Raw genomic sequence first — 19,335 nt, 5'->3', positions numbered from 1 at the left:
TAACCGTTTCCTCCGAAGCGGGATGCAAAAGTAGGGAATTTTACCGTACACGCAAAACATTTTTATGGAATGGAGCAGGGATTAACGTAACCCTATGGATTACAGACAGAAAAAATGTTTCGGCAGGCAAAACTTTTTGAACAAAACGGTGTTTATCGGTGCTCCATCACCCCGGGCTTCCGGAGTTTCTCCTGCGCCCGGTCGTTTAAAACCCCGGAGGTACCTGCCCGGTAAACCTGATAGCAACGGCAGCCCCCGGTTTTTTCTACCGGGGCTATAGTGGATAGCAGGGCTACACCTAAATAATAGCACAGTCCCTGCTTTGCTGAAAAAAAAACACACACTACATATAGTACAAGAATAACGGGGCAGCCCGAACAGACTTTCGAAGTTTTCCTTGCCCATTTAAACTTCGGAAGTCTCTTTTGCCTAACCTATATAGTAGCACTGAAATTCCAAACAATATTTAATACTTTTATGCCTTTATTAAAAAATATCCCAAAAATGAAATTGATGCTCAAGCTATACCTTACTCTGCTTTTTATCGGCCTGGTTGAAATTAGTTATGCCCAAAATTATAAAAACGAGCTTGTTATCATTTCTGAAAACGATGCTTATATCGATATCACCAGCGATCGTTATTATACCAATGGCGCTTTTATTAAATATCGACATGCTTTAAACGGAGAAAACCTAAAACCAGGAAGGAGTAAAGAGATCATCGGTTTCGAGCTTGGCCAGAAAATATACAATCCCTATTATAGTTTTGTACCGAACCCTGCTTTACACGACCGTCCTTTTACTGCCTATCTTTATGGAGAAGCAAATTACAGCAGATTTTATGCCAATAAACAGATGCTTAAAGTTTCTGCACAGCTAGGCATTACCGGAAAAGATGCCTTAGGTGAAGAATTTCAGAAAGCATTTCATAAACTGGTTGGTCAAAATCAGATTGAAGGTTGGGAATATGGCCTAAACAGCGAACCCAGTTTAAACTTAGGTATAGAATATAATAAGCTTTTAATAACTACAAATAATAAGATATTCGATGTTACGGGAACAACTTCGGCTGCACTCGGCAATGTGATTACCAAAGCGAACCTTGGCGCGATGCTTAGACTGGGCAGGTTTAACGATATGGATGGCTCTGCGGCCTTTAACAGTCTGGTGAGCAATTACAATTCCAATAAAGCACAGCGCAAATACGAACTTTTTCTTTCAGTTAGTCCGCAATTGCATGCGGTTGCGTTCGACTCCAGCTTACAGGGTGGTTTATTTTTGAGCGATAAAGGGCCGATCACTTTCAAACCTAAACCTATCGTTTTTACCACGCAGGTTGGCTTAACTTTCGCCATTGCCCGCTGGACCGCCAATTATACCGCCACCTTTACTTCGAATGAGGTTAAAAAAAGTGCCACTGGTTATCGCTATGCCTTTTATAGTCTTGCTTATCGTTTTAGTAAAAGCTAACCATATTCTTATGAAAAAACAACTACTTTCATTTATCTTTATTATTGCCAACATCAGCTTTACCAAAGCACAAATTGCGCCCGAAAATCATTCTATTATTTTGAAGCCTATATTTGGCACACATGTGAATAGTGACCAGGGGCACCTGTTTCAAGATCAGATTATAGGTTTTGATGCTGCCTATTTTAAAGACATCAGCCAGAACAGCGATAAATGGATCGGATTTAGCGGTGCTAAATCTTATGGAATTGGTCTTATTTTTAGGGATTTGAGCAAATTAAAGGGCACAAAAGATACTTCGGCAAATGCTTTTGGACAGGTATATGGACTGGTGGCACAGATGGATTTTCGATTGTTTACAATTGGGAAAGTTAAATTTAATTTTACGCCGGGTGTTGGTTTGGGTTATACAAATAAATATTATTTCAATAATACCAAAAATAGATTTCTGGGAAGTCCGATTAACGAAACCATTAAAGCAGACTTAGGGATGGAACTCCCACTAAGTAAATATGCTGATCTATTAGCCGGTTTCGGTTTTTTACATGTATCCAATGGTGGCGCTACCGTTCCAAACGGAGGCCTAAATACCGGAAATATTTATATCGGGCTTAAATTAAACAATCCGAAAACATTAACGGCTGAGCGGAAAAGTACTTATACTACATTACAGCGAAATTCAATTGAGCTTAGTGCAGGTTTAGGCGCAAGAGGTGCATTTGAAGATAGAACGAAAAGCCTATACAAAAGTGGGTTATATGCGGGCTATAATTTTTATCTAAATGATGTCATGTCGCTTAAGGCCGGGGCAGATGCCGTTTATTATTTTACCACTTTCGATCCGAATAACAATCAAGGAACTTTCCAGAATTATGGGACTTCTTATGATAAATGGCGGACAGGAATCAGCGTTGGTGCCGACATCAATTTGTGGCGCGTAACTGTTGCAGCACAGATCGGGAAATATATTCACTACAAAAGGTTAATGGAAAAAGCAACTTGGTACTGGACTTTTGGCCCTACTTTTAATATTACACCTCACCTGGGCTTACAAGCCAAAACTTATATGCATTTCGCACAAGCGGATTATGTAAACTGGGGTGTAGTATATAAAATTTAATATTGTCCTGTACTTAGCAATACTAAAGTGCAGGCTTCAACAGGCTCAATATTGTGCTGATTCAATAATTTTTCGAGTTCGTAATTCTCTGTTCCAGGGTTGAAAATCACGCGCTTTGGATTTGTTGCCAGGATATAATCGTGATATTGTGCCTGTAAAGGCGGTCCAATGTATAAAGTTACGGTATCTATATCACTATGGATTTCGCCAGGTTTTTCAATTTCTACTCCTGCAACCTCTCCCCTTTTTATGCCCACATTAACAATGTCATGATTGAAACGCCTGAGCATATTGGCTGCTTTGTAAGCATATCTTGAGGGATCTGGCGATGCGCCTATAATAAGGGTCTTTTTCATAATTCATTAAAATTGGTTAAAATTTTGAAAGCAGTGCAATCTGACCGGAATGGTATGCGTGATGTTGCACCAGGCCACTCACAAGTTCGGTATTGGTTACCCCGGTTCCCAGAGCAGGATTTCTTTCGCCCGCGACTTCATCATCCCACTGGTTATCTTTTATGGCTTCACAAACCCTGATGAGTTCTTCATTTGCAATTTTAAAGTTAAAGATAATCCGTTCCCAATCTTTAGGCGTTTTACCTTCAGGCTCCGGCCAATCGCCCATTGCAGGCTCTTCAGCTGGTTTACCTGTCAATCTGGAAGAAACTTCTTCTGTCCAGGCCGTTAAATGCAAAGCAATTTCGGCAATAGAGTGTGCCCCTGGAACAAAATGACTAAACGCACCTTCTGGATTTACGTTATTTAGCGTTTGCATCACGTGGTTACCATGCCAGGCATCCCCATTAAAGGCTTTTTTAATTTCGTTCGTAATATTAAACATACCAAAATAACAACTGGTATACTATAAAGTTTGTTATGACGCGCTTAATATTGCATTCGCACAGTTAATTCCATCTATTGCTGCAGATACAATTCCACCTGCATAACCTGCACCTTCTGCACAAGGATATAAACCTTTTACCTGAGGATGCTGATAGGTTTCTTTATCCCTAGGGATCCTAACCGGTGATGATGTTCTGCTTTCAACACCAACCAAAATGGCTTCATTGGTATAATAGCCTCTAATTTTTTTTCCAAACAAGGGCAATGCCGCACGCAAACTATCTGATACAAAATCAGGCAAAATATTATCCAGCATTGAGCTTTTGGTGCCCGGTAGGTAAGAATTCTTTGGCAGATCGATTGATAATTTATGATTTACAAAATCGACCATTCTTTGTGCAGGGGCAACCAAATTGCCGCCGCCAGCTTCAAAAGCCATTTTTTCTATTTCTGACTGAAAATGCAACATCCGGAGCGGATCGTAGCCCTGAACATCATCTAAGGTAACCTGAACTACTGTTCCGGAGTTGGCATATGGATTGTTCCGCTTGGATGGCGACCAACCATTAACCACAATTTCATTTTCACCTGTGGCGCATGGCGCGATAATACCTCCCGGGCACATGCAAAAAGAAAATACACCCCGTGCACCAACCTGTTCTACCAAACTATAATAAGCAGGTGGTAAAAATTCGGAGCGGATATCACAATGGTATTGTGCCGAATCAATAATTTCCTGCGGATGTTCTATCCTTACCCCTAATGCAAAAGGTTTTGCCTCTATGAGAATATTTTTTTTATTTAACAGTTCGTAAATATCTCTTGCCGAATGACCCGTTGCCAGGATAATATCATCGGCAAACAACTTGTCCTGAAAATTAATTTCTATTCCTTTTACTTTACCAAATTCGATTAAAATATCGGTCATCTGGCTATCGAACATTACTTCACCCCCAGCATTTAAGATGGTCTCTTTTATGGAAGTAATGATATGCGGAAGTTTATTGGTACCGATGTGCGGACGGGCGTCGATAGCGATATCAGGCGCTGCACCATGATTTACAAAAACCTGAAGCACTTTATTAATGTCGCCACGTTTATTAGACCGGGTATATAATTTACCGTCAGAGTAAGTCCCTGCGCCACCTTCGCCATAACAATAATTGGATTCGGTATTGACCAAGCCCTGTTTATTAATGGCAGCCAGATCTCTACGGCGTTGCTTTACATCTTTACCGCGTTCGATAATAATAGGTTTTAAGCCATTTTCGATACATTGTAATGCCGCAAATAAACCTGCCGGACCGGCTCCGATAATAATCACAGGCTTTGCCGAACTTACATTTGGATAGTTGATGGTATACACTTCCGGAATGGCTTCTTCATCCACAAAAACCTTTACCTGAAGGCGGAAAATGACTTTCCGTGAACGGGCATCAATAGATCTTTTCAGAATTTCGAAGCCCTTGATCCTGGATTCAGGTAATTTTAAGGCTTCAGCCAGTTTTTGGTTGATGAGTTCTGTTTGCTCTACCTCATGAGGGAGCAACGTAATTTCGATGTCTTTTTGCATATCCTGTCGGGTTTTTATCCCGAACGATACAAAGATAAACAACTATCAAGAAAAATTGACACAATTTAACATGCTGTTGCAAATGCTTAATAAACGTTCTGAAATAATTCACTTATCCGGAAAGCAATTACATTATCCCATAGGCTTTTTTCTTCCCACTCTACCTCCTGCCCCGATGAAACCTGTGCAACAAGACCTTACGCCCAAATAAAAAAACGAGATTTAAATCGTTACATTTTACACGCTCATAAACAAAATCTTCCGTTTAACTATATTTAGAACCCCTACCCGGCTTGTCAACCTGGCAGATAATTAACGAAACTGTAACAAAGGCATACAATTTGATATCTAATTCGTAAATTGAGCATAATTCAGTTTGATTATAAAGACAAAAACCATAAAAATGAAAAGATTAATATTTGGAATTCTTGCCGCCGTTATTGCGGTTAGCACTTTAAGTTCATGCGGATACAATAGCATGGTTAAATTGGATGAGAACGTTAAATCGAAATGGGGAACCGTACAAACCCAATATCAAAGAAGAGCAGATTTAATCCCGAATTTGGTAGCTACGGTAAAGGGTGCAGCCAAATTTGAACAGGGTACTTTAACTGCTGTAACTGAAGCACGTGCTAAAGCAACTCAAATGACAGTTAAAGCCGATGAGTTAACGCCAGAAAACATTCAGAAATACCAGGCGGCTCAAGGACAACTAAGCCAGGCTTTGGGTAAATTACTATCCATTACCGAAAATTACCCAGAACTAAGGGCTACACAACAGTTCAGCGATTTATCTGCTCAGTTAGAAAGTACCGAAAACAGGATTACCGTTGCCCGTAAAGACTTTAATGATGCCGTGCAGGAATATAACGGCAAAATCAGATCATTCCCTACAAATTTAACCGCTGGCATGTTCGGCTTTAAACCTAAAGGATATTTTGAGGCCGATGCTTCTGCAAAAGATGCACCTAAAGTAGAATTTTAATATTCTCAACACAATATATAAGGGTAGTGAATGTTTATTTAACTGAACATTTATTACCCTTTTTACTTCATATAAAATAAGCACATGTCGTTATTTTCAGATATTGAACAAGAAAAAATAGCAGATGCCATCTCCAACGCCGAAAAAGCTACTTCAGGAGAAATCAGGATCGCTATTGATAAACATTGCGAGGGCGATCCATATGAAAAAGCCACCGAATATTTTGCTAAACTGGATATGGACAAAACAGCAAAAAGAAATGGTGTGCTGATTTATTTGGTACATGCAGATCATAAATTTGCCATTATTGGCGATGTTGGGATTAACCAGCTAGTGCCTGAAAACTTTTGGGAAACCACTAAGATTGCCATGACAGCACATTTTGCCAAGGGTAATTTGGCCGATGGCATTATAGCCGGGGTAGCACTGGCAGGAGAAAAACTGGCCTTATTTTTTCCGCCCCAAAAAGGCGATATTAATGAATTGCCAAACGACATCGTTTTTATGGATAACCTAGAGCAAAAATAAGCGATGAAAAAAATATTTCTTTTATCATTATTCAGTTTAGTATTCACTTTCGGTTTTGCACAGGATTTTCCAGAAAAGCCCGGTGCCTTAGTAAATGATTACGCCAATGTACTATCTACAGAACAAAAACAGGCACTGGAAAGTAAACTGGTTACCTTTAGCGATTCTTCCTCTACACAGATTGCCATTGCTATATTAAAATCGGTTGGCGATTATGATATTAACGAATATGCTGTAGAACTGGGTAGAAAATGGGGCGTTGGCCAGAGCGGCAAAAACAACGGGATTATGATCGTGGTTGCCGTTGGTGATAGAAAAATCTCCATCCAAACCGGCTATGGTTTAGAAGGTGCATTACCTGATATCTATGCCAAGCGTATTATTGATAACGACATTAAGCCCAATTTTAAAGCAGGTAATTATTATGCCGGTTTAGATGAAGGCACTACATCGATCATAAAATATACAAAAGGTGAATATAAAAACGATAACCCAAAAGCTTCTTCAAAAAAAGGTGGCTCGGGCAGTATCGTTATTATTATCATCATTGTGATCGTCATCATTATCATTATGCGAAAAGGTGGCGGAGGCGGAAGCGAAGTCATTGGCGGACGTGGCGCATCTAATGCTTTATTCTGGGCCATGCTTTTTGGAAGCGGGGGAGGCGGCCGAAGCAGTGGCGGCTGGGGAGGTGGCTCTTCTGGCGGAGGCGGAGGAGGATTCGGCGGTTTCGGAGGAGGAAGTTTTGGCGGAGGGGGCTCTAGCGGAAGTTGGTAGCCTGATTCATCAGGTCATTGCCAATGGTCATTAACTTAGAACTTTTCCCATTAAACATTCCAACTTAACAAGAATTTAACCTTGCAACCCTCATGTACAGAAGAGATTTAATTACCGCAGAAATACAGAAACTTGCCCAGGTTTTAGCCCGTATTATGGGACTTAAACTGGAGGGCAAGTTGACAGAAGCCAATCAAATTTTTGATGAAACTATGGAAAGTGGTTTTCAGTTGCCCAAAGAAATTTTGGAAAACGAAGATCTCAAGATTTTTGAAAACTGGTTAACAGGTGGCAACCTCCCTCCCGAAAAACTCGATTCGTTAAGCGAATTTCTGTATTATGAGTTGGGTGTTAACCAGGAGCGCAACCAAACCATTGCACCAAAACTTAATTTAGTTTATCAATACTTGTCAGATCAGCACAAGATTGTACATTTGGTAAATCTGCACCGCCAGAAAACAATACAACAGTATATCAGTTAGGAGGTGACAGTTTTTAGTTTGGAGTAAACTCAATTAACATCAATAAATGATTATAGAAAAGTGGCAGAAAATTGCCTCTAAATATTTAGTACGCGAACAATGGGCTACCCTGAGGGTAGATGAAGTGAAACTTCCGGGCGGAGTGATAAAAGACGACTATTATGTTTTAGAATACCCGAACTGGGTAAACGCGATTGCATTAACGGAAGAAGGAAAAATAATTATGGTGCGCCAGTACCGCCATGCGGCTGATATTGTTTCGCTCGAAGTTCCGGGCGGTGTAATTGACGGTGACGAATCACCTGAGTTTGCCGTTAAACGTGAGCTTTTGGAAGAAACAGGCTACAGTTTTAAAACCTGTAAGCTTATCGCCGAACTTTACCCCAATCCGGCGACAGCCAACAACAGGACTTTCACCTACATCTTAACCGGTGGTGTTAAAACACACGAACAGCATTTAGATGAACACGAAATCTTAAATGTTGAAGAATATACCATTGATGAAATTAAGCAGTTGATCAAAGACAATAAAATTGCACAGGCCCTACACGTTGCCGCTTTACACTACGGCTTAGCCGAACTGGAAAAACTTTAAACTTGTTCCATATAAACCAAAAACTCCTGAATAAAGGAATTAAGTTTTAAAAACCGATAGAAAGACAACAATAAAGGCCTGGTAAAATACCCGGCCTTTATTGTTGTTGCATAAATTTTGAACACGAACGAAAGGTTTTAATTTAAACCCTTTTACCTTTCTATTCCTGAACCTGGTTTAGCTCATTTTTAATTTCTTCTGGATATCGTGTACGTAAGCCTTAAACTTCTTATCAGTATCAATTAAATCTTCAACTGTTTGGCAGGCATAAATTACCGTACTGTGATCGCGGCCGCCGAAGAAAGCGCCGATCGTTTTCAATGATGACTTTGTATGACTTTTAGAAAGGTACATCGAAATCTGACGTGCCTGAACAATTTCGCGTTTACGTGTTTGCGATTTAACCATATCAACAGGAACCTCGAAATACTCACAAACCAATTTCTGGATGTACTCCATTGAAATTTCTTTAGAAGTATTTTTAATAAAGTTTTTCAACATCTGTTTAGCAAGGGCCAAATCGATTTCTTTTTTATTCAATGTAGCCTGCGCTAAAAGAGATACCATAGCACCCTCTAGCTCACGAACGTTGTTATCGATGTTATGCGCAACATATTCTACAACCTCGCCAGGTAACTCAATACCATCAGCATACATTTTCTTTCTTAAAATAGCAATACGCGTTTCTAAATCAGGGATCTGCAGGTCGGCAGATAAGCCCCATTTGAAACGGCTTAACAAACGTTCTTCCAGGCCAGCCAAATCTTTCGGGGCTTTATCAGATGTTAAGATGACCTGTTTGCCCGATTGGTGTAAGTGGTTAAAGATGTGGAAGAAAATATCCTGTGTTTTTTCTTTACCTGCAAAGTTGTGCACATCATCCATAATGATCACATCCATTGCCTGATAAAAGTTAACGAAGTCGTTAATGGTATTGTTTTTTAATGAATCTACAAATTGCTGACAGAATTTCTCACAGCTCACATAGATCACCAACTTATCTGGCATGCTGCGTTTAATCTCGTTACCGATTGCCTGCGCCAGGTGTGTTTTACCCAAACCTACTCCACCATAAATCATTAATGGGTTAAAAGACGTACCTCCTGGTTTTGCCGCTACAGCGTAACCTGCAGAACGTGCCAAGCGGTTGCAATCTCCCTCAATATAATTTTCGAAAGTATAGTTCGAGTTTAATTGCGGATCAACATTTAATTTTTTTAATCCAGGGATAATAAAAGGGTTTTTAATATCCTTATTAATGGAAACCGGAATCGGCATCGATTGTACCTTTGCCTCCGCTCCATTTCCATTTGAGGGCATATTGGTAGTATAAGGATTACCGCTGTTAGATGATTTATCTACAACGATATTATATTCCAACCTGCCATCCTCTCCAAGTTGCTTTTTTACAGTCTTACGTAGCAAGCCTACATAATGTTCTTCAAGCCATTCGTAAAAGAACAAACTTGGCACTTGTATGGTTAAAACCTTACCTTCCAATTTAAGGGCTGTTATTGGCTCGAACCAAGTTTTGAAACTTTGGTTCGGAATGTTATCCTTAATAATTTGAAGACAGTTCTTCCACACTTCTGTACAAGTTTTTTCCATTGCGATTTCTATAATTTATTGGTTTACAGTGCCGATTCGAATTAAAGGGATGGTCCGTTTCGGGACTACGAATATTGAGAAAATTATCAACATTTTAAACAAAAATTTCAAATAAATCGTAACGTACTGATAAGGAATATAGTAGCCCGCTTAACCTCAATTTTTTATGTTGATAACTATTTATTAACACTGGTTATCCACATTAACGATTATTTAACGTGTATCATTCCGATTAATTTCAAATCGGTATGGGAAAAGCAAATTCTAAGCCACTTAGGAGATAATTATTCATTTTTAATTCACCAAACACAGAATCGCCTGTAAATCAAACATATAGTAAAAACTAAACAAACAGTCTTTTACCCTATTGATTAGCACCAATTTTGATTAAACCATTTTTAACTGCTGATGTATGAATTTTACGACAAGTAATCCATTTATCTGGAATTACGGTACACAATAACTATTGATTTTTGATCAAGATCATGAAAAGCAAAATACCGCCATTTTAAAGCAAAAGAAAATGAAAACCGATGTGTTCTAATACACGCCAAAACTGGCCCTAAACACATCAGCGATTTCGCCTAGTGTAGCATACTTTTCAACGGCATCAATAATCAGCGGCATCAGGTTGGTTTCACCATGAGCAGCTTCACTTAACTTCTGCAATGACTTTTCTACAGCTGCATGATCTCGGGTCGCTTTCAATTGATCGAGTTTTTCGGATTGCAGCTTTCGGATGGAGTCATCAATATTAAAAACTTCTGTTAAACCTTCTTCTTCCTGAGTAAACTTATTCACCCCTACTGAGATCCTTTCGCCACTTTCAATTTCCTTTTGATATTGATAAGACGCATTCGCAATTTCATTTTGCATGTAATCACTTTCAATGGCATTAACCGAACCGCCCATCGCATCTATCCGATCGATATAAGCCCAGGCAGCAGCTTCAACCTCATCGGTTAAGTTCTCTACAAAGAATGATCCTGCCAATGGATCGACCGTATCGGGAACGCCACTCTCGAAGGCAATAATCTGTTGTGTACGCAATGCAATTTTTGCCGCCGATTCAGTTGGCAATGAAAGTGCCTCATCGTAACCATTGGTATGTAATGACTGTGTACCACCTAAAACCGCAGCCATGGCCTGATTGCTTACCCTGATGACATTGTTTAGCGGTTGCTGCGCTGTTAGCGTAGAACCACCGGTTTGCGTATGAAACCGCAGCATTTGGGCTTTCTCGTCTGTAGCACCCAAATCTTTGGTTATTTTCGCCCACATGCGCCTTGCCGCCCTAAATTTTGCAATCTCTTCGAAGAAATTGTTGTGGCAATTAAAAAAGAACGACAAACGTTTAGCGAATACATTAATAGCTAAACCCTTATCTAACGCAGCCTTTAAGTAAGTTTTTCCATTGGCGAGCGTAAACGCAAGTTCCTGCACGGCACTGGAACCAGCTTCGCGAATATGGTAACCAGAGATAGAAATGGTATTCCACTTGGGTACTTCTTTGCTACAAAATTCAAAAATATCGGTGATCAAGCGCATGGATTGCTTCGGCGGATAGATGTAAGTCCCCCTCGCGGCGTATTCTTTTAAAATATCGTTCTGAATCGTACCCGAAACCTGTTTTAAATCCGCACCTTGTTTTTTGGCCAGTGCAATGTACATGGCCAATAAAATTGAAGCGGTAGCATTGATCGTCATTGATGTGGTGATATTTTTCAGTTCAATACCATCGAACAGAATCTCAATATCCTTTAACGAATCAATAGCCACCCCAACCTTCCCTACTTCACCATCGGCCATTTCATGATCAGAATCGTAACCGATCTGTGTAGGGAGATCGAAAGCAACTGATAAACCCGTTGTTCCCTGGGCCAATAAATAATGATACCGTTTGTTCGATTCTTCAGCAGTCGAAAAACCTGCATACTGCCGCATGGTCCATAAACGGCCACGGTACATATCCTTCTGGATTCCCCTGGTAAAAGGAAACTCGCCCGGCAACTCTTCCATTGGTTTCGCCTCCGTATACAAAGCCTTAATTTCAATGCCCGAAGTAGTAGTATGTTTTTTATCGCTCATATATTTGGTTCATTTGCTATCGGTTCATTGTCCCAGCGTGCTGGTTACTGTTGAAACTGGTTATTTGGTTAACTGTAAAATTAGCTAAGGATCGGATTTCAATTAACCAGTTAACCCCATTAAAACAACCTATGTATATCTTTTTTGATCAGTTCAATGGTTAAATCGTACGGATTTTCATCTATACTGGCCATGTGCTGTAAAATTGCTTTACTTAATTCGATTCCATTTGCATCGGCTGGCAAACCCTGTACTGCATTATTGATCATCGCAATGGTATCCTCTTTTAACTTACGCACCACATTCCATGTGATGCTATCTACGTATAACTGCTGGGTAATGTTATGCTGATACTCCGAACGCACTTCATTTAAGATCCCTGCCTGCAAAGTTGCGATGGCAATTCCTTGTTGATGTAACCGCACCAGGAGGTTTGCAGGGTTAATACGGTCGATAAAAATGATTAAACGTTCGTGTGCCTGTAACCGCAATGGTAAAAGATGTGCCCTGCTTTCTTTATTGATTTCGATGGTTTTAAGATTAAAGAAACGCTGGATATCACTCTTTAAAATATAATAAACGGCCATTGACGCAGCAAAAATGCCTGCAAATAAGATCACTATATCAATTAAAATCTGTTGGGTATTCATAAGTATTGTTTAATTACGGTAATATTAACGAACCGTTAAAAGCAAAAATGTGCATTATTATTTATATTTGTAACAGATAAAATTTAAATAACATGAGCACAACAGTTGATACAGCATTTGCACCGGTTACTTTTTCAGAAGGCGCAGCTAAAGAGTTATATAAATTAAAAGATCAGCAGGAGATCGGTGAAGATTATGGATTACGCGTTGGCGTAGAGGGCGGCGGTTGTGCCGGAATGAATTATATCTTAGGTTTTGATCAGAAAAAAGAAGGCGATCAGGAATATTTTATTGATGGCATCAAGGTTTTCATGAACAAAGCACACCAGATGTACTTAATGGGCATGATGATCGATTGGCAGGATGGATTAAACTCACGCGGTTTTACCTTTGTTAACCCGAATGCAACCAGCACTTGTGGCTGTGGCACGAGTTTCTCGGCATAAATAAAATATTATTGTAACATATAGTGCGGTCCCCTTGTCTAAACATCGGGACTTTTTTTATTTTTACAAGCTTTGCCCGCCAAACGCTTATCGCAATACTAAATGAATTACAGAGAAAACATCAGACTGGCATTAGAATCTATTAAGGGTAACCGCTTGCGTACCATGCTTACCGCCTTGATTATTGCCATTGGTTTAATGGCTTTGGTTGGGATTTTAACCACGCTTGATGCTGTAAAGAAAAGTATGACCGACGCTTTTAGTAGCATGGGGGCCAACTCATTTACCATCAGGAACCGTGGTACCGGGATCAGGATTGGAAATGGGAAAAGGCCGAAACCTTTTAAAGCTATCCGTTATGAAGATGCGGTTAAGTTTAAAGACAGTCTGAAAACTCCGGCTACCGTAGCCGTAAGCGTTTTCGCAAGCGGCGGTTCTACCATCAAATACGGCAGCTTAAAAACAAACCCTAATATTAATGTGCAGGGAATTGATGAAAACGGTTTAGCCTCTCAAGGTCTGAATTTATCACAGGGAAGAAATTTTAGTGTTTCAGAAATACAGTTAGGAAGCAACGTTTGTATCGTTGGTGGTGAGGTAGTGGAAAAATTGTTTAAAGACTCAGATCCATTGGATAAACTGATCAATGTAGGCAATAACCGTTTCAAAATTGTAGGCATACTGGAGAAAAAGGGATCGAGTATGGGCTTTAGTGGCGATAGGGCCGTTTACGTTCCGCTTTTAAAAGCAAAGCAGATTAATGCCAATGCCAATCCATCTTATACCATAACGGTAATGGTTCCGAGCAACGAAATGCAAGAAAACATTATCGGCGAATCTACGGCTTTGTTCAGGAATATCCGGAAAGTAAAAATAAGCGAAACCAATAACTTCGAAATCACAAAAAGTGATGCCATTGCCCAAACCTTATTCGAAAACCTGGCATTTGTGGCCATTGGAGGGGTTGCGATCGGAATTATTACCTTAATCGGCGCTTCTATCGGACTGATGAATATTATGCTGGTTTCGGTTACCGAACGTACCCGCGAAATTGGTATCCGTAAAGCGATTGGTGCAAACCCTAAGGTAATCCGTCGTCAGTTTTTAATTGAAGCGGTGGTGATCTGTTTAATGGGTGGGGTTTTTGGCATCTTCCTTGGCATCGTTTTAGGAAACCTGATCTCTCTAGCCATGGGTGGCTCTTTCCTGATCCCCTGGCTCTTTATTATAGGCGGTTTTGTACTGTGTGTACTGGTAGGGATCTTATCTGGATACTATCCTGCAAAAAAAGCATCAAAGTTAGATCCTGTAGAGGCGTTGAGATACGAATAACCCCCAGCACTTAAAGGGAGCTAGAGGCATGAAAAATATAACGACGGTAAATCCATATTAATTATTTGTACACGCTGTCAGAAGTTATTCAGACAGCAAAATTAATAAACACTCTTTTAAAAACCAGGTATAACCGGGAGAAAGGCAAAGTCCCCTTTAGGGGTTTAGAGCAGTGCGTTATTCAATTGATGCTGCGTAAGCAACTGCTGCATTAAGGGCGTGCTGAGGCTATCTTCGAGCGCGGCGGCATGTTTTAAATGGTGCATATCGCTGCCGATAAAATCGACCATATGGTTTTCTACCATTTCTTCGGCTATTTTTTTTGCCCCAGAACCATAATAACCTGTTAAAGCAATACTGTTCATTTGCAACAAGCAGCCTGTTTCTCTGATTTGGTGATAGCTTTCAAAAGAACCATAATAATAAGGATACCTTTCGGGATGCGCCAGGACAGGCTTATATCCGGCATCCTGCATTATTTTAATAAAGCCGATCAGGTTTTGAGGTGCATTGATGTAAGAAAGTTCAAATAAAAGATAATTGCTTCCAAAAGTGAGCACCTGTTTTTGCCTGACCTTCTTTTCAAGGGTTTCATCCAGGTAATATTCGGCAGCGGCATCAACCTCCAGATCAAGTTCGATCTCTTGCAGGCCTTTCTTCAGTATATCCAATCCACGGTTAATCGTATCGGGTGTGTTTCGGTAATAATCGGCCATGATGTGTGGCGTGGCAATCAGCTTCTGATAACCTAAAGCCTTAAATTTTTTAGCAAGAAGCAGGGAGTCTTTAATATTTCGCGCACCATCATCAATTCCTGGAATAATGTGCGAGTGCATATCTGTTCCAATACCGGAGAAATTAAATTCGGGTGCTATTTTTTTCTTTTTAAATAATCCGAACATCATGCTAGATTATAATTTTAACTGATCTCCCTTGGCAGATTACTGGCCTCTGCCGCACCTGCCAATTTAGAGGAATAGATTTTATCGAGCAAACGATTTAAGTCTTCGCTTAAATCGAATTGCAGGTCTTCGTGTAATTTTTTGAATTTATTTAGGGTTACCGCGACCGTTTTCAAGTAAAAAATACTAAAAAGCATCATAAAATCGCGGTAACCAAAAATTGATTTCTTATAATCAAAAGGGATGGCATTGAGGATAAACAACTTCAGCTCTACCTCTCCAACAGGATCTTTGGTTACTTTATAAAAGTGGTTAACCGATGTAATCATCTTCCTTACCTTTACCAATGCTTCTTTGGCATTGAGTTTCTTCAGTTCCAGAATCTGTTCATCCACATCGGCTTTAATCTTTTCTTTCCGGTCTTCCAGATCGGTTTCATCCTCTAATAATTTATAATGAAGATGTTCTGTAAGCACTTTATCCTTGGCCACCAAACGCAACAACAGCTTATCTTTTTCTTTAACAGGCAGTTCAGTTATGGCAGCTTTTAAATCTTTGTGCTCAGCTAACTTCATCTAAAAAGGGTTAGCCTTAATGTATTTTTCCCATTCCCATGCCGAACGCATCATCTCATTGATATCAAGCCCAGCTTTCCATCCCAATTCTTGATTGGATTTAGTAACATCACCATAAATCTGAACAATATCACCTGCTCTTCTCGGGCCAATTTTATAATCAAGTTTTTCATCATTCACCCTTTCGAAGGCTGCAATAATCTCTAAAACCGAAGAACCTTTTCCGGTACCGATATTGAAAACATCGTAGTTGGTTGCTGCTTTTCCCTCTTCTAATCTTTTAATGGCGGCTACGTGAGCTTTTGCAAGATCAACCACATGAATATAATCGCGGATGGCAGAACCATCAGGAGTATCGTAATCATTTCCATAAACGGTAATCGGACCACGTTTGCCGATAGCCGATTGGGTGATGAAAGGAACAAGGTTTGCAGGCACGCCATTTGGCAATTCGCCAATCAATGCTGTTTCGTGTGCACCAACCGGATTGAAATAACGTAAAGCGATGATGTTTAAATCTGGGGTTACCGCAGCAGTTTCTGCCAATATTTCTTCCGCAATCTGTTTGGTATTTCCGTAAGGAGATTCTGCTTTTTGTACCGGAGCAGCTTCTGTTACCGGGAGCGCTTCTGGCTGGCCATAAACGGTACATGATGAAGAAAACACGAAATTAATCTTTCTGTTAAACGAAGTTAACAGGTTTATCAAACTATAGAAATTATTTCTATAATATTTTAATGGCTGCTCAACCGATTCTCCAACTGCTTTATAAGCAGCAAAGTGAATAATCCCATCAATATCGGTATGGCTTTCTGCAAATTCCTGAACAGCTTTATCATCCTGCAGATCAATTTCATGGAAATCGAACCATTTGCCAGTGATGGCATGAAGCTGGGTTAAAATTTTGATATTCGAGTTAGAAAGGTTATCGATAATTACAACTTCGTATCCTGCGTTGTGTAACTCTACAGCTGTGTGCGAACCTATGTATCCTGTTCCACCAGTAACTAATATTTTTGCCATTTTAACGGTTAAATGTGGTAAAATCTTTATGATCTATTTTCTCCAAAGCCTCAGCAGGCAATGATTTAAAATATTCGTATGTAATTTTTAATCCTTCAGCACGGCCAATCTTTGGCTCCCATCCCAATAGCGATCTCGCCTTGGTAATATCGGGCCTACGTTGTTTAGGGTCATCCTGTGGAAGCTCCCTGTATACAATTTTCTGTGTAGTACCTGTTAATTTGATAATTTCTTCGCAGAATTGTTTAATGGTAATTTCATCCGGGTTACCAATATTTACCGGCTGTGCATAATCGCTCATTAACAACCGATAAATACCTTCAATGAGGTCATCAACGTAACAGAAAGAACGGGTCTGACTTCCGTCGCCAAAAATAGTTAAATCTTCGCCCCTTAAAGCCTGTCCAATAAAAGCAGGCAAAACACGTCCATCATTCAGGCGCATTCTTGGTCCATAAGTATTAAAGATTCTCACGATCCTGGTTTCTACACCATGAAAGGTATGGTAAGCCATGGTAATGGCTTCCTGAAAACGCTTGGCCTCATCATAAACGCCACGTGGACCAACCGGATTTACATTGCCCCAGTATTCTTCCGGTTGTGGATTCACATTCGGATCCCCATATACTTCAGAAGTTGATGCGATCAGCATCCTAGCATTTTTGTTCCGCGCTAAACCCAGAAGGTTATGTGTACCTAGTGAACCTACCTTAAGGGTTTGGATCGGTATTTTAAGATAATCAATCGGACTTGCCGGTGAGGCAAAGTGCAGGATATAGTCGAGCTGGCCAGGAATATGTACAAATTTAGAAACATCGTGGTTATAAAACTCGAAATTTTCCAGCTTAAACAAATGTTCGATGTTCGCGAGATCACCGGTAATCAGGTTATCCATTCCGATAACATAATAACCCTCTTTTACAAAACGATCACAAAGGTGTGAACCTAAAAATCCGGCTGCGCCTGTAATCAATATTCTTTTTTGACCCATTTTAATCGATTAATTTTCTACCTATGCTATTATAATAATAGCCAAGATCGATCATTTTTTGCAAATCATACAAATTTCGACCATCGAAAACGACTTTATTTTTCAAAGTGCTGTCTATTTTTTCAAAATCGGGGTTACGAAAAACCGACCATTCCGTCGCAATCAACAGGGCATCAGCACTTTCCAACGCTTCATATTGATTCTTAGCGTAATTTACCTGGTCGCCAATAATATTTTTAACATTCTCCATTGCTTCGGGATCGAACACGGTAACAGTTGCTCCATTTTTAACCAGCGCATCAATAATATATAAAGCAGGTGCTTCCCGGATATCGTCGGTTTCGGGTTTAAAAGCCAATCCCCAAAGGGCAAAATGTTTTCCTTCAATATCACCTTTATAATATTTAAGCACCTTATCTACCAAAATGGTTTTTTGCCGCTCATTAACCTCCATCACCGATTTCAGAATCTGAAAATCGTAGGCATAATCATCAGATGATTTGACCAATGCCTGGACATCTTTCGGGAAACATGAGCCACCGTAACCTACACCCGGAAAAAGGAAACGTTTACCAATACGGTCATCAGAACCGATACCTCTTCTAACCGCATCAACATCGGCCCCCACCAGCTCGCAAAGGTTGGCCACTTCGTTCATGAACGTGATTTTAGTGGCAAGGAAAGAGTTTGCTGCGTATTTAGTTAACTCAGAAGAGCGTTCATCCATAAAAAGAATAGGGTTCCCCTGACGAACATAGGGCCCATAAAGTTCAGTCATCAGTTTTTTCGCTTTTTCACTCTTGGTACCCAAAACAACACGGTCTGGTTTCATGAAATCATCAACAGCTACCCCTTCCCTTAAAAACTCGGGATTGGATACCACATCAACCTCGACCGAAGTATTTTCGGCAAAAACGGCTTTAACTTTATCTGCCGTACCAACAGGAACGGTAGACTTGTTTACAATTACCTTATATTCGGTAATCAGTTTGGAAATATCTTTTGCAGCACCTAAAATATAAGAAAGATCGGCTGCACCATCTCCACCGGGAGGCGTTGGTAAAGCCATAAAAATAATCTGTGCATCCTTTACGGCATCAGCAAGATTGGTGGTAAAGGTTAATCTTTTCTGCTCAATATTTCTATGGAACAAAAGATCTAATCCAGGCTCATAAATCGGCACTTCGCCCGCCTGCATCTGTTTTACCTTTGCTTCGTTAACGTCAACACATATTACATCATTTCCTGTTTCGGCTAAACAGGTTCCGGTAACTAAACCTACGTATCCGGTACCAATAACGGCTATCTTCATCTGTTATATTTTATTTTTTGCTGGTAAGGAGCAATC

General features: G+C 40.1%; 20 protein-coding genes. 9 read left to right on the top strand and 11 right to left on the bottom strand.

What is annotated here, in order from left to right; translation table 11 throughout:
* Nucleotides 1-513 precede the first annotated feature (513 nt).
* Together AC04Q1_RS25665 and AC04Q1_RS25660 are read left to right on the top strand one after the other, a co-directional pair.
* Nucleotides 514-1,470, top strand: coding sequence for a lipid A deacylase LpxR family protein (locus AC04Q1_RS25665; RefSeq protein WP_478367390.1), 957 nt, complete (start codon nt 514-516; stop codon nt 1,468-1,470).
* Nucleotides 1,471-1,480: 10 nt separating this feature from the next.
* On the top strand, nt 1,481-2,590 hold the full coding sequence (locus tag AC04Q1_RS25660; protein ID WP_478367389.1) for an acyloxyacyl hydrolase: 1,110 nt from the start codon (nt 1,481-1,483) through the stop codon (nt 2,588-2,590).
* Here the strand turns inward: AC04Q1_RS25660 and AC04Q1_RS25655 are convergent.
* From AC04Q1_RS25655 to AC04Q1_RS25645, 3 genes are read right to left on the bottom strand one after another with little or no spacing between them, the layout of a single operon-like run.
* Nucleotides 2,587-2,946: a CoA-binding protein gene (locus tag AC04Q1_RS25655; protein ID WP_478367387.1), complete on the bottom strand. Its 360-nt coding sequence runs from the start codon at nt 2,944-2,946 to the stop codon at nt 2,587-2,589. The two genes, AC04Q1_RS25660 and AC04Q1_RS25655, sit on opposite strands and share 4 nt — an antisense overlap.
* A 16-nt stretch (nt 2,947-2,962) precedes the next feature.
* Nucleotides 2,963-3,430, bottom strand: a complete 468-nt coding sequence (locus tag AC04Q1_RS25650; RefSeq protein ID WP_478367386.1) for a DinB family protein — start codon at nt 3,428-3,430, stop codon at nt 2,963-2,965.
* A 33-nt stretch (nt 3,431-3,463) separates the two neighbouring features.
* On the bottom strand, nt 3,464-5,005 hold the full coding sequence (locus AC04Q1_RS25645; RefSeq protein WP_478367385.1) for an NAD(P)/FAD-dependent oxidoreductase: 1,542 nt from the start codon (nt 5,003-5,005) through the stop codon (nt 3,464-3,466).
* Between the two features lie 403 nt (nt 5,006-5,408).
* Here AC04Q1_RS25645 and AC04Q1_RS25640 point away from each other — a divergent pair, with 403 nt between their 5' ends.
* From AC04Q1_RS25640 to AC04Q1_RS25620, 5 genes are all read left to right on the top strand, one after another.
* Entirely contained in the window at nt 5,409-5,990 is a 582-nt protein-coding gene (locus tag AC04Q1_RS25640) for a LemA family protein (protein WP_055907879.1), read from the top strand.
* An 84-nt stretch (nt 5,991-6,074) separates the two neighbouring features.
* Nucleotides 6,075-6,518: a TPM domain-containing protein gene (locus AC04Q1_RS25635; protein ID WP_478367384.1), complete on the top strand. Its 444-nt coding sequence runs from the start codon at nt 6,075-6,077 to the stop codon at nt 6,516-6,518.
* Nucleotides 6,519-6,521: 3 nt separating this feature from the next.
* On the top strand, nt 6,522-7,295 hold the full coding sequence (locus AC04Q1_RS25630; RefSeq protein WP_478367383.1) for a TPM domain-containing protein: 774 nt from the start codon (nt 6,522-6,524) through the stop codon (nt 7,293-7,295).
* Between the two features lie 92 nt (nt 7,296-7,387).
* Nucleotides 7,388-7,777 carry a hypothetical protein gene (locus tag AC04Q1_RS25625; RefSeq protein WP_478367382.1) on the top strand — a complete coding sequence of 130 codons (390 nt, stop codon included), beginning with the start codon at nt 7,388-7,390 and terminating at the stop codon, nt 7,775-7,777.
* A 46-nt stretch (nt 7,778-7,823) separates the two neighbouring features.
* On the top strand, nt 7,824-8,372 hold the full coding sequence (locus tag AC04Q1_RS25620; RefSeq protein WP_478367381.1) for an NUDIX hydrolase: 549 nt from the start codon (nt 7,824-7,826) through the stop codon (nt 8,370-8,372).
* A 177-nt stretch (nt 8,373-8,549) separates the two neighbouring features.
* Here the strand turns inward: AC04Q1_RS25620 and dnaA are convergent, their stop codons facing one another.
* From dnaA to AC04Q1_RS25605, 3 genes are all read right to left on the bottom strand, one after another.
* Nucleotides 8,550-9,980 (bottom strand): chromosomal replication initiator protein DnaA, encoded by a 1,431-nt coding sequence (dnaA, locus tag AC04Q1_RS25615; RefSeq protein ID WP_025145530.1) that lies wholly within the window; start codon nt 9,978-9,980, stop codon nt 8,550-8,552.
* A gap of 540 nt (nt 9,981-10,520) precedes the next feature.
* Nucleotides 10,521-12,068 (bottom strand): acyl-CoA mutase large subunit family protein, encoded by a 1,548-nt coding sequence (locus tag AC04Q1_RS25610; RefSeq protein ID WP_478367380.1) that lies wholly within the window; start codon nt 12,066-12,068, stop codon nt 10,521-10,523.
* Nucleotides 12,069-12,187: 119 nt separating this feature from the next.
* A complete protein-coding gene (locus AC04Q1_RS25605) occupies nt 12,188-12,718 on the bottom strand; it encodes a DUF7935 family protein (RefSeq protein ID WP_478367379.1) in 531 nt (176 codons plus the stop codon).
* Nucleotides 12,719-12,810: 92 nt separating this feature from the next.
* Between AC04Q1_RS25605 and AC04Q1_RS25600 the strand changes: the two genes are divergently transcribed.
* Nucleotides 12,811-13,164, top strand: coding sequence for a HesB/IscA family protein (locus tag AC04Q1_RS25600; protein ID WP_478367378.1), 354 nt, complete (start codon nt 12,811-12,813; stop codon nt 13,162-13,164).
* A 102-nt stretch (nt 13,165-13,266) separates the two neighbouring features.
* On the top strand, nt 13,267-14,496 hold the full coding sequence (locus AC04Q1_RS25595; RefSeq protein ID WP_478367377.1) for an ABC transporter permease: 1,230 nt from the start codon (nt 13,267-13,269) through the stop codon (nt 14,494-14,496).
* 164 nt (nt 14,497-14,660) lie between these two features.
* Here the strand turns inward: AC04Q1_RS25595 and AC04Q1_RS25590 are convergent, their stop codons facing one another.
* Genes AC04Q1_RS25590 through AC04Q1_RS25570 form a run of 5 tightly spaced genes read right to left on the bottom strand, consistent with a single transcriptional unit; the run spans nt 14,661 to nt 19,299 of the window.
* A complete protein-coding gene (locus AC04Q1_RS25590; RefSeq protein WP_478367376.1) occupies nt 14,661-15,401 on the bottom strand; it encodes a tyrosine-protein phosphatase in 741 nt (246 codons plus the stop codon).
* Between the two features lie 14 nt (nt 15,402-15,415).
* Nucleotides 15,416-15,973 carry a hypothetical protein gene (locus AC04Q1_RS25585; RefSeq protein WP_478367375.1) on the bottom strand — a complete coding sequence of 186 codons (558 nt, stop codon included), beginning with the start codon at nt 15,971-15,973 and terminating at the stop codon, nt 15,416-15,418.
* Nucleotides 15,974-16,996, bottom strand: a complete 1,023-nt coding sequence (gene galE, locus AC04Q1_RS25580; protein WP_478367374.1) for a UDP-glucose 4-epimerase GalE — start codon at nt 16,994-16,996, stop codon at nt 15,974-15,976. It lies immediately after the preceding gene.
* A gap of 1 nt (nt 16,997) precedes the next feature.
* Nucleotides 16,998-17,987: a UDP-glucuronic acid decarboxylase family protein gene (locus AC04Q1_RS25575; protein ID WP_478367373.1), complete on the bottom strand. Its 990-nt coding sequence runs from the start codon at nt 17,985-17,987 to the stop codon at nt 16,998-17,000.
* A gap of 1 nt (nt 17,988) precedes the next feature.
* On the bottom strand, nt 17,989-19,299 hold the full coding sequence (locus tag AC04Q1_RS25570) for a UDP-glucose dehydrogenase family protein (RefSeq protein ID WP_478367372.1): 1,311 nt from the start codon (nt 19,297-19,299) through the stop codon (nt 17,989-17,991).
* Nucleotides 19,300-19,335 lie beyond the last annotated feature (36 nt).

It is taken from the genome of Pedobacter humicola, from assembly GCF_056490705.1.
The sequence above is the reverse complement of the archived record's forward strand: the minus strand, read 5'-3'. Positions and strand labels throughout refer to the sequence as shown.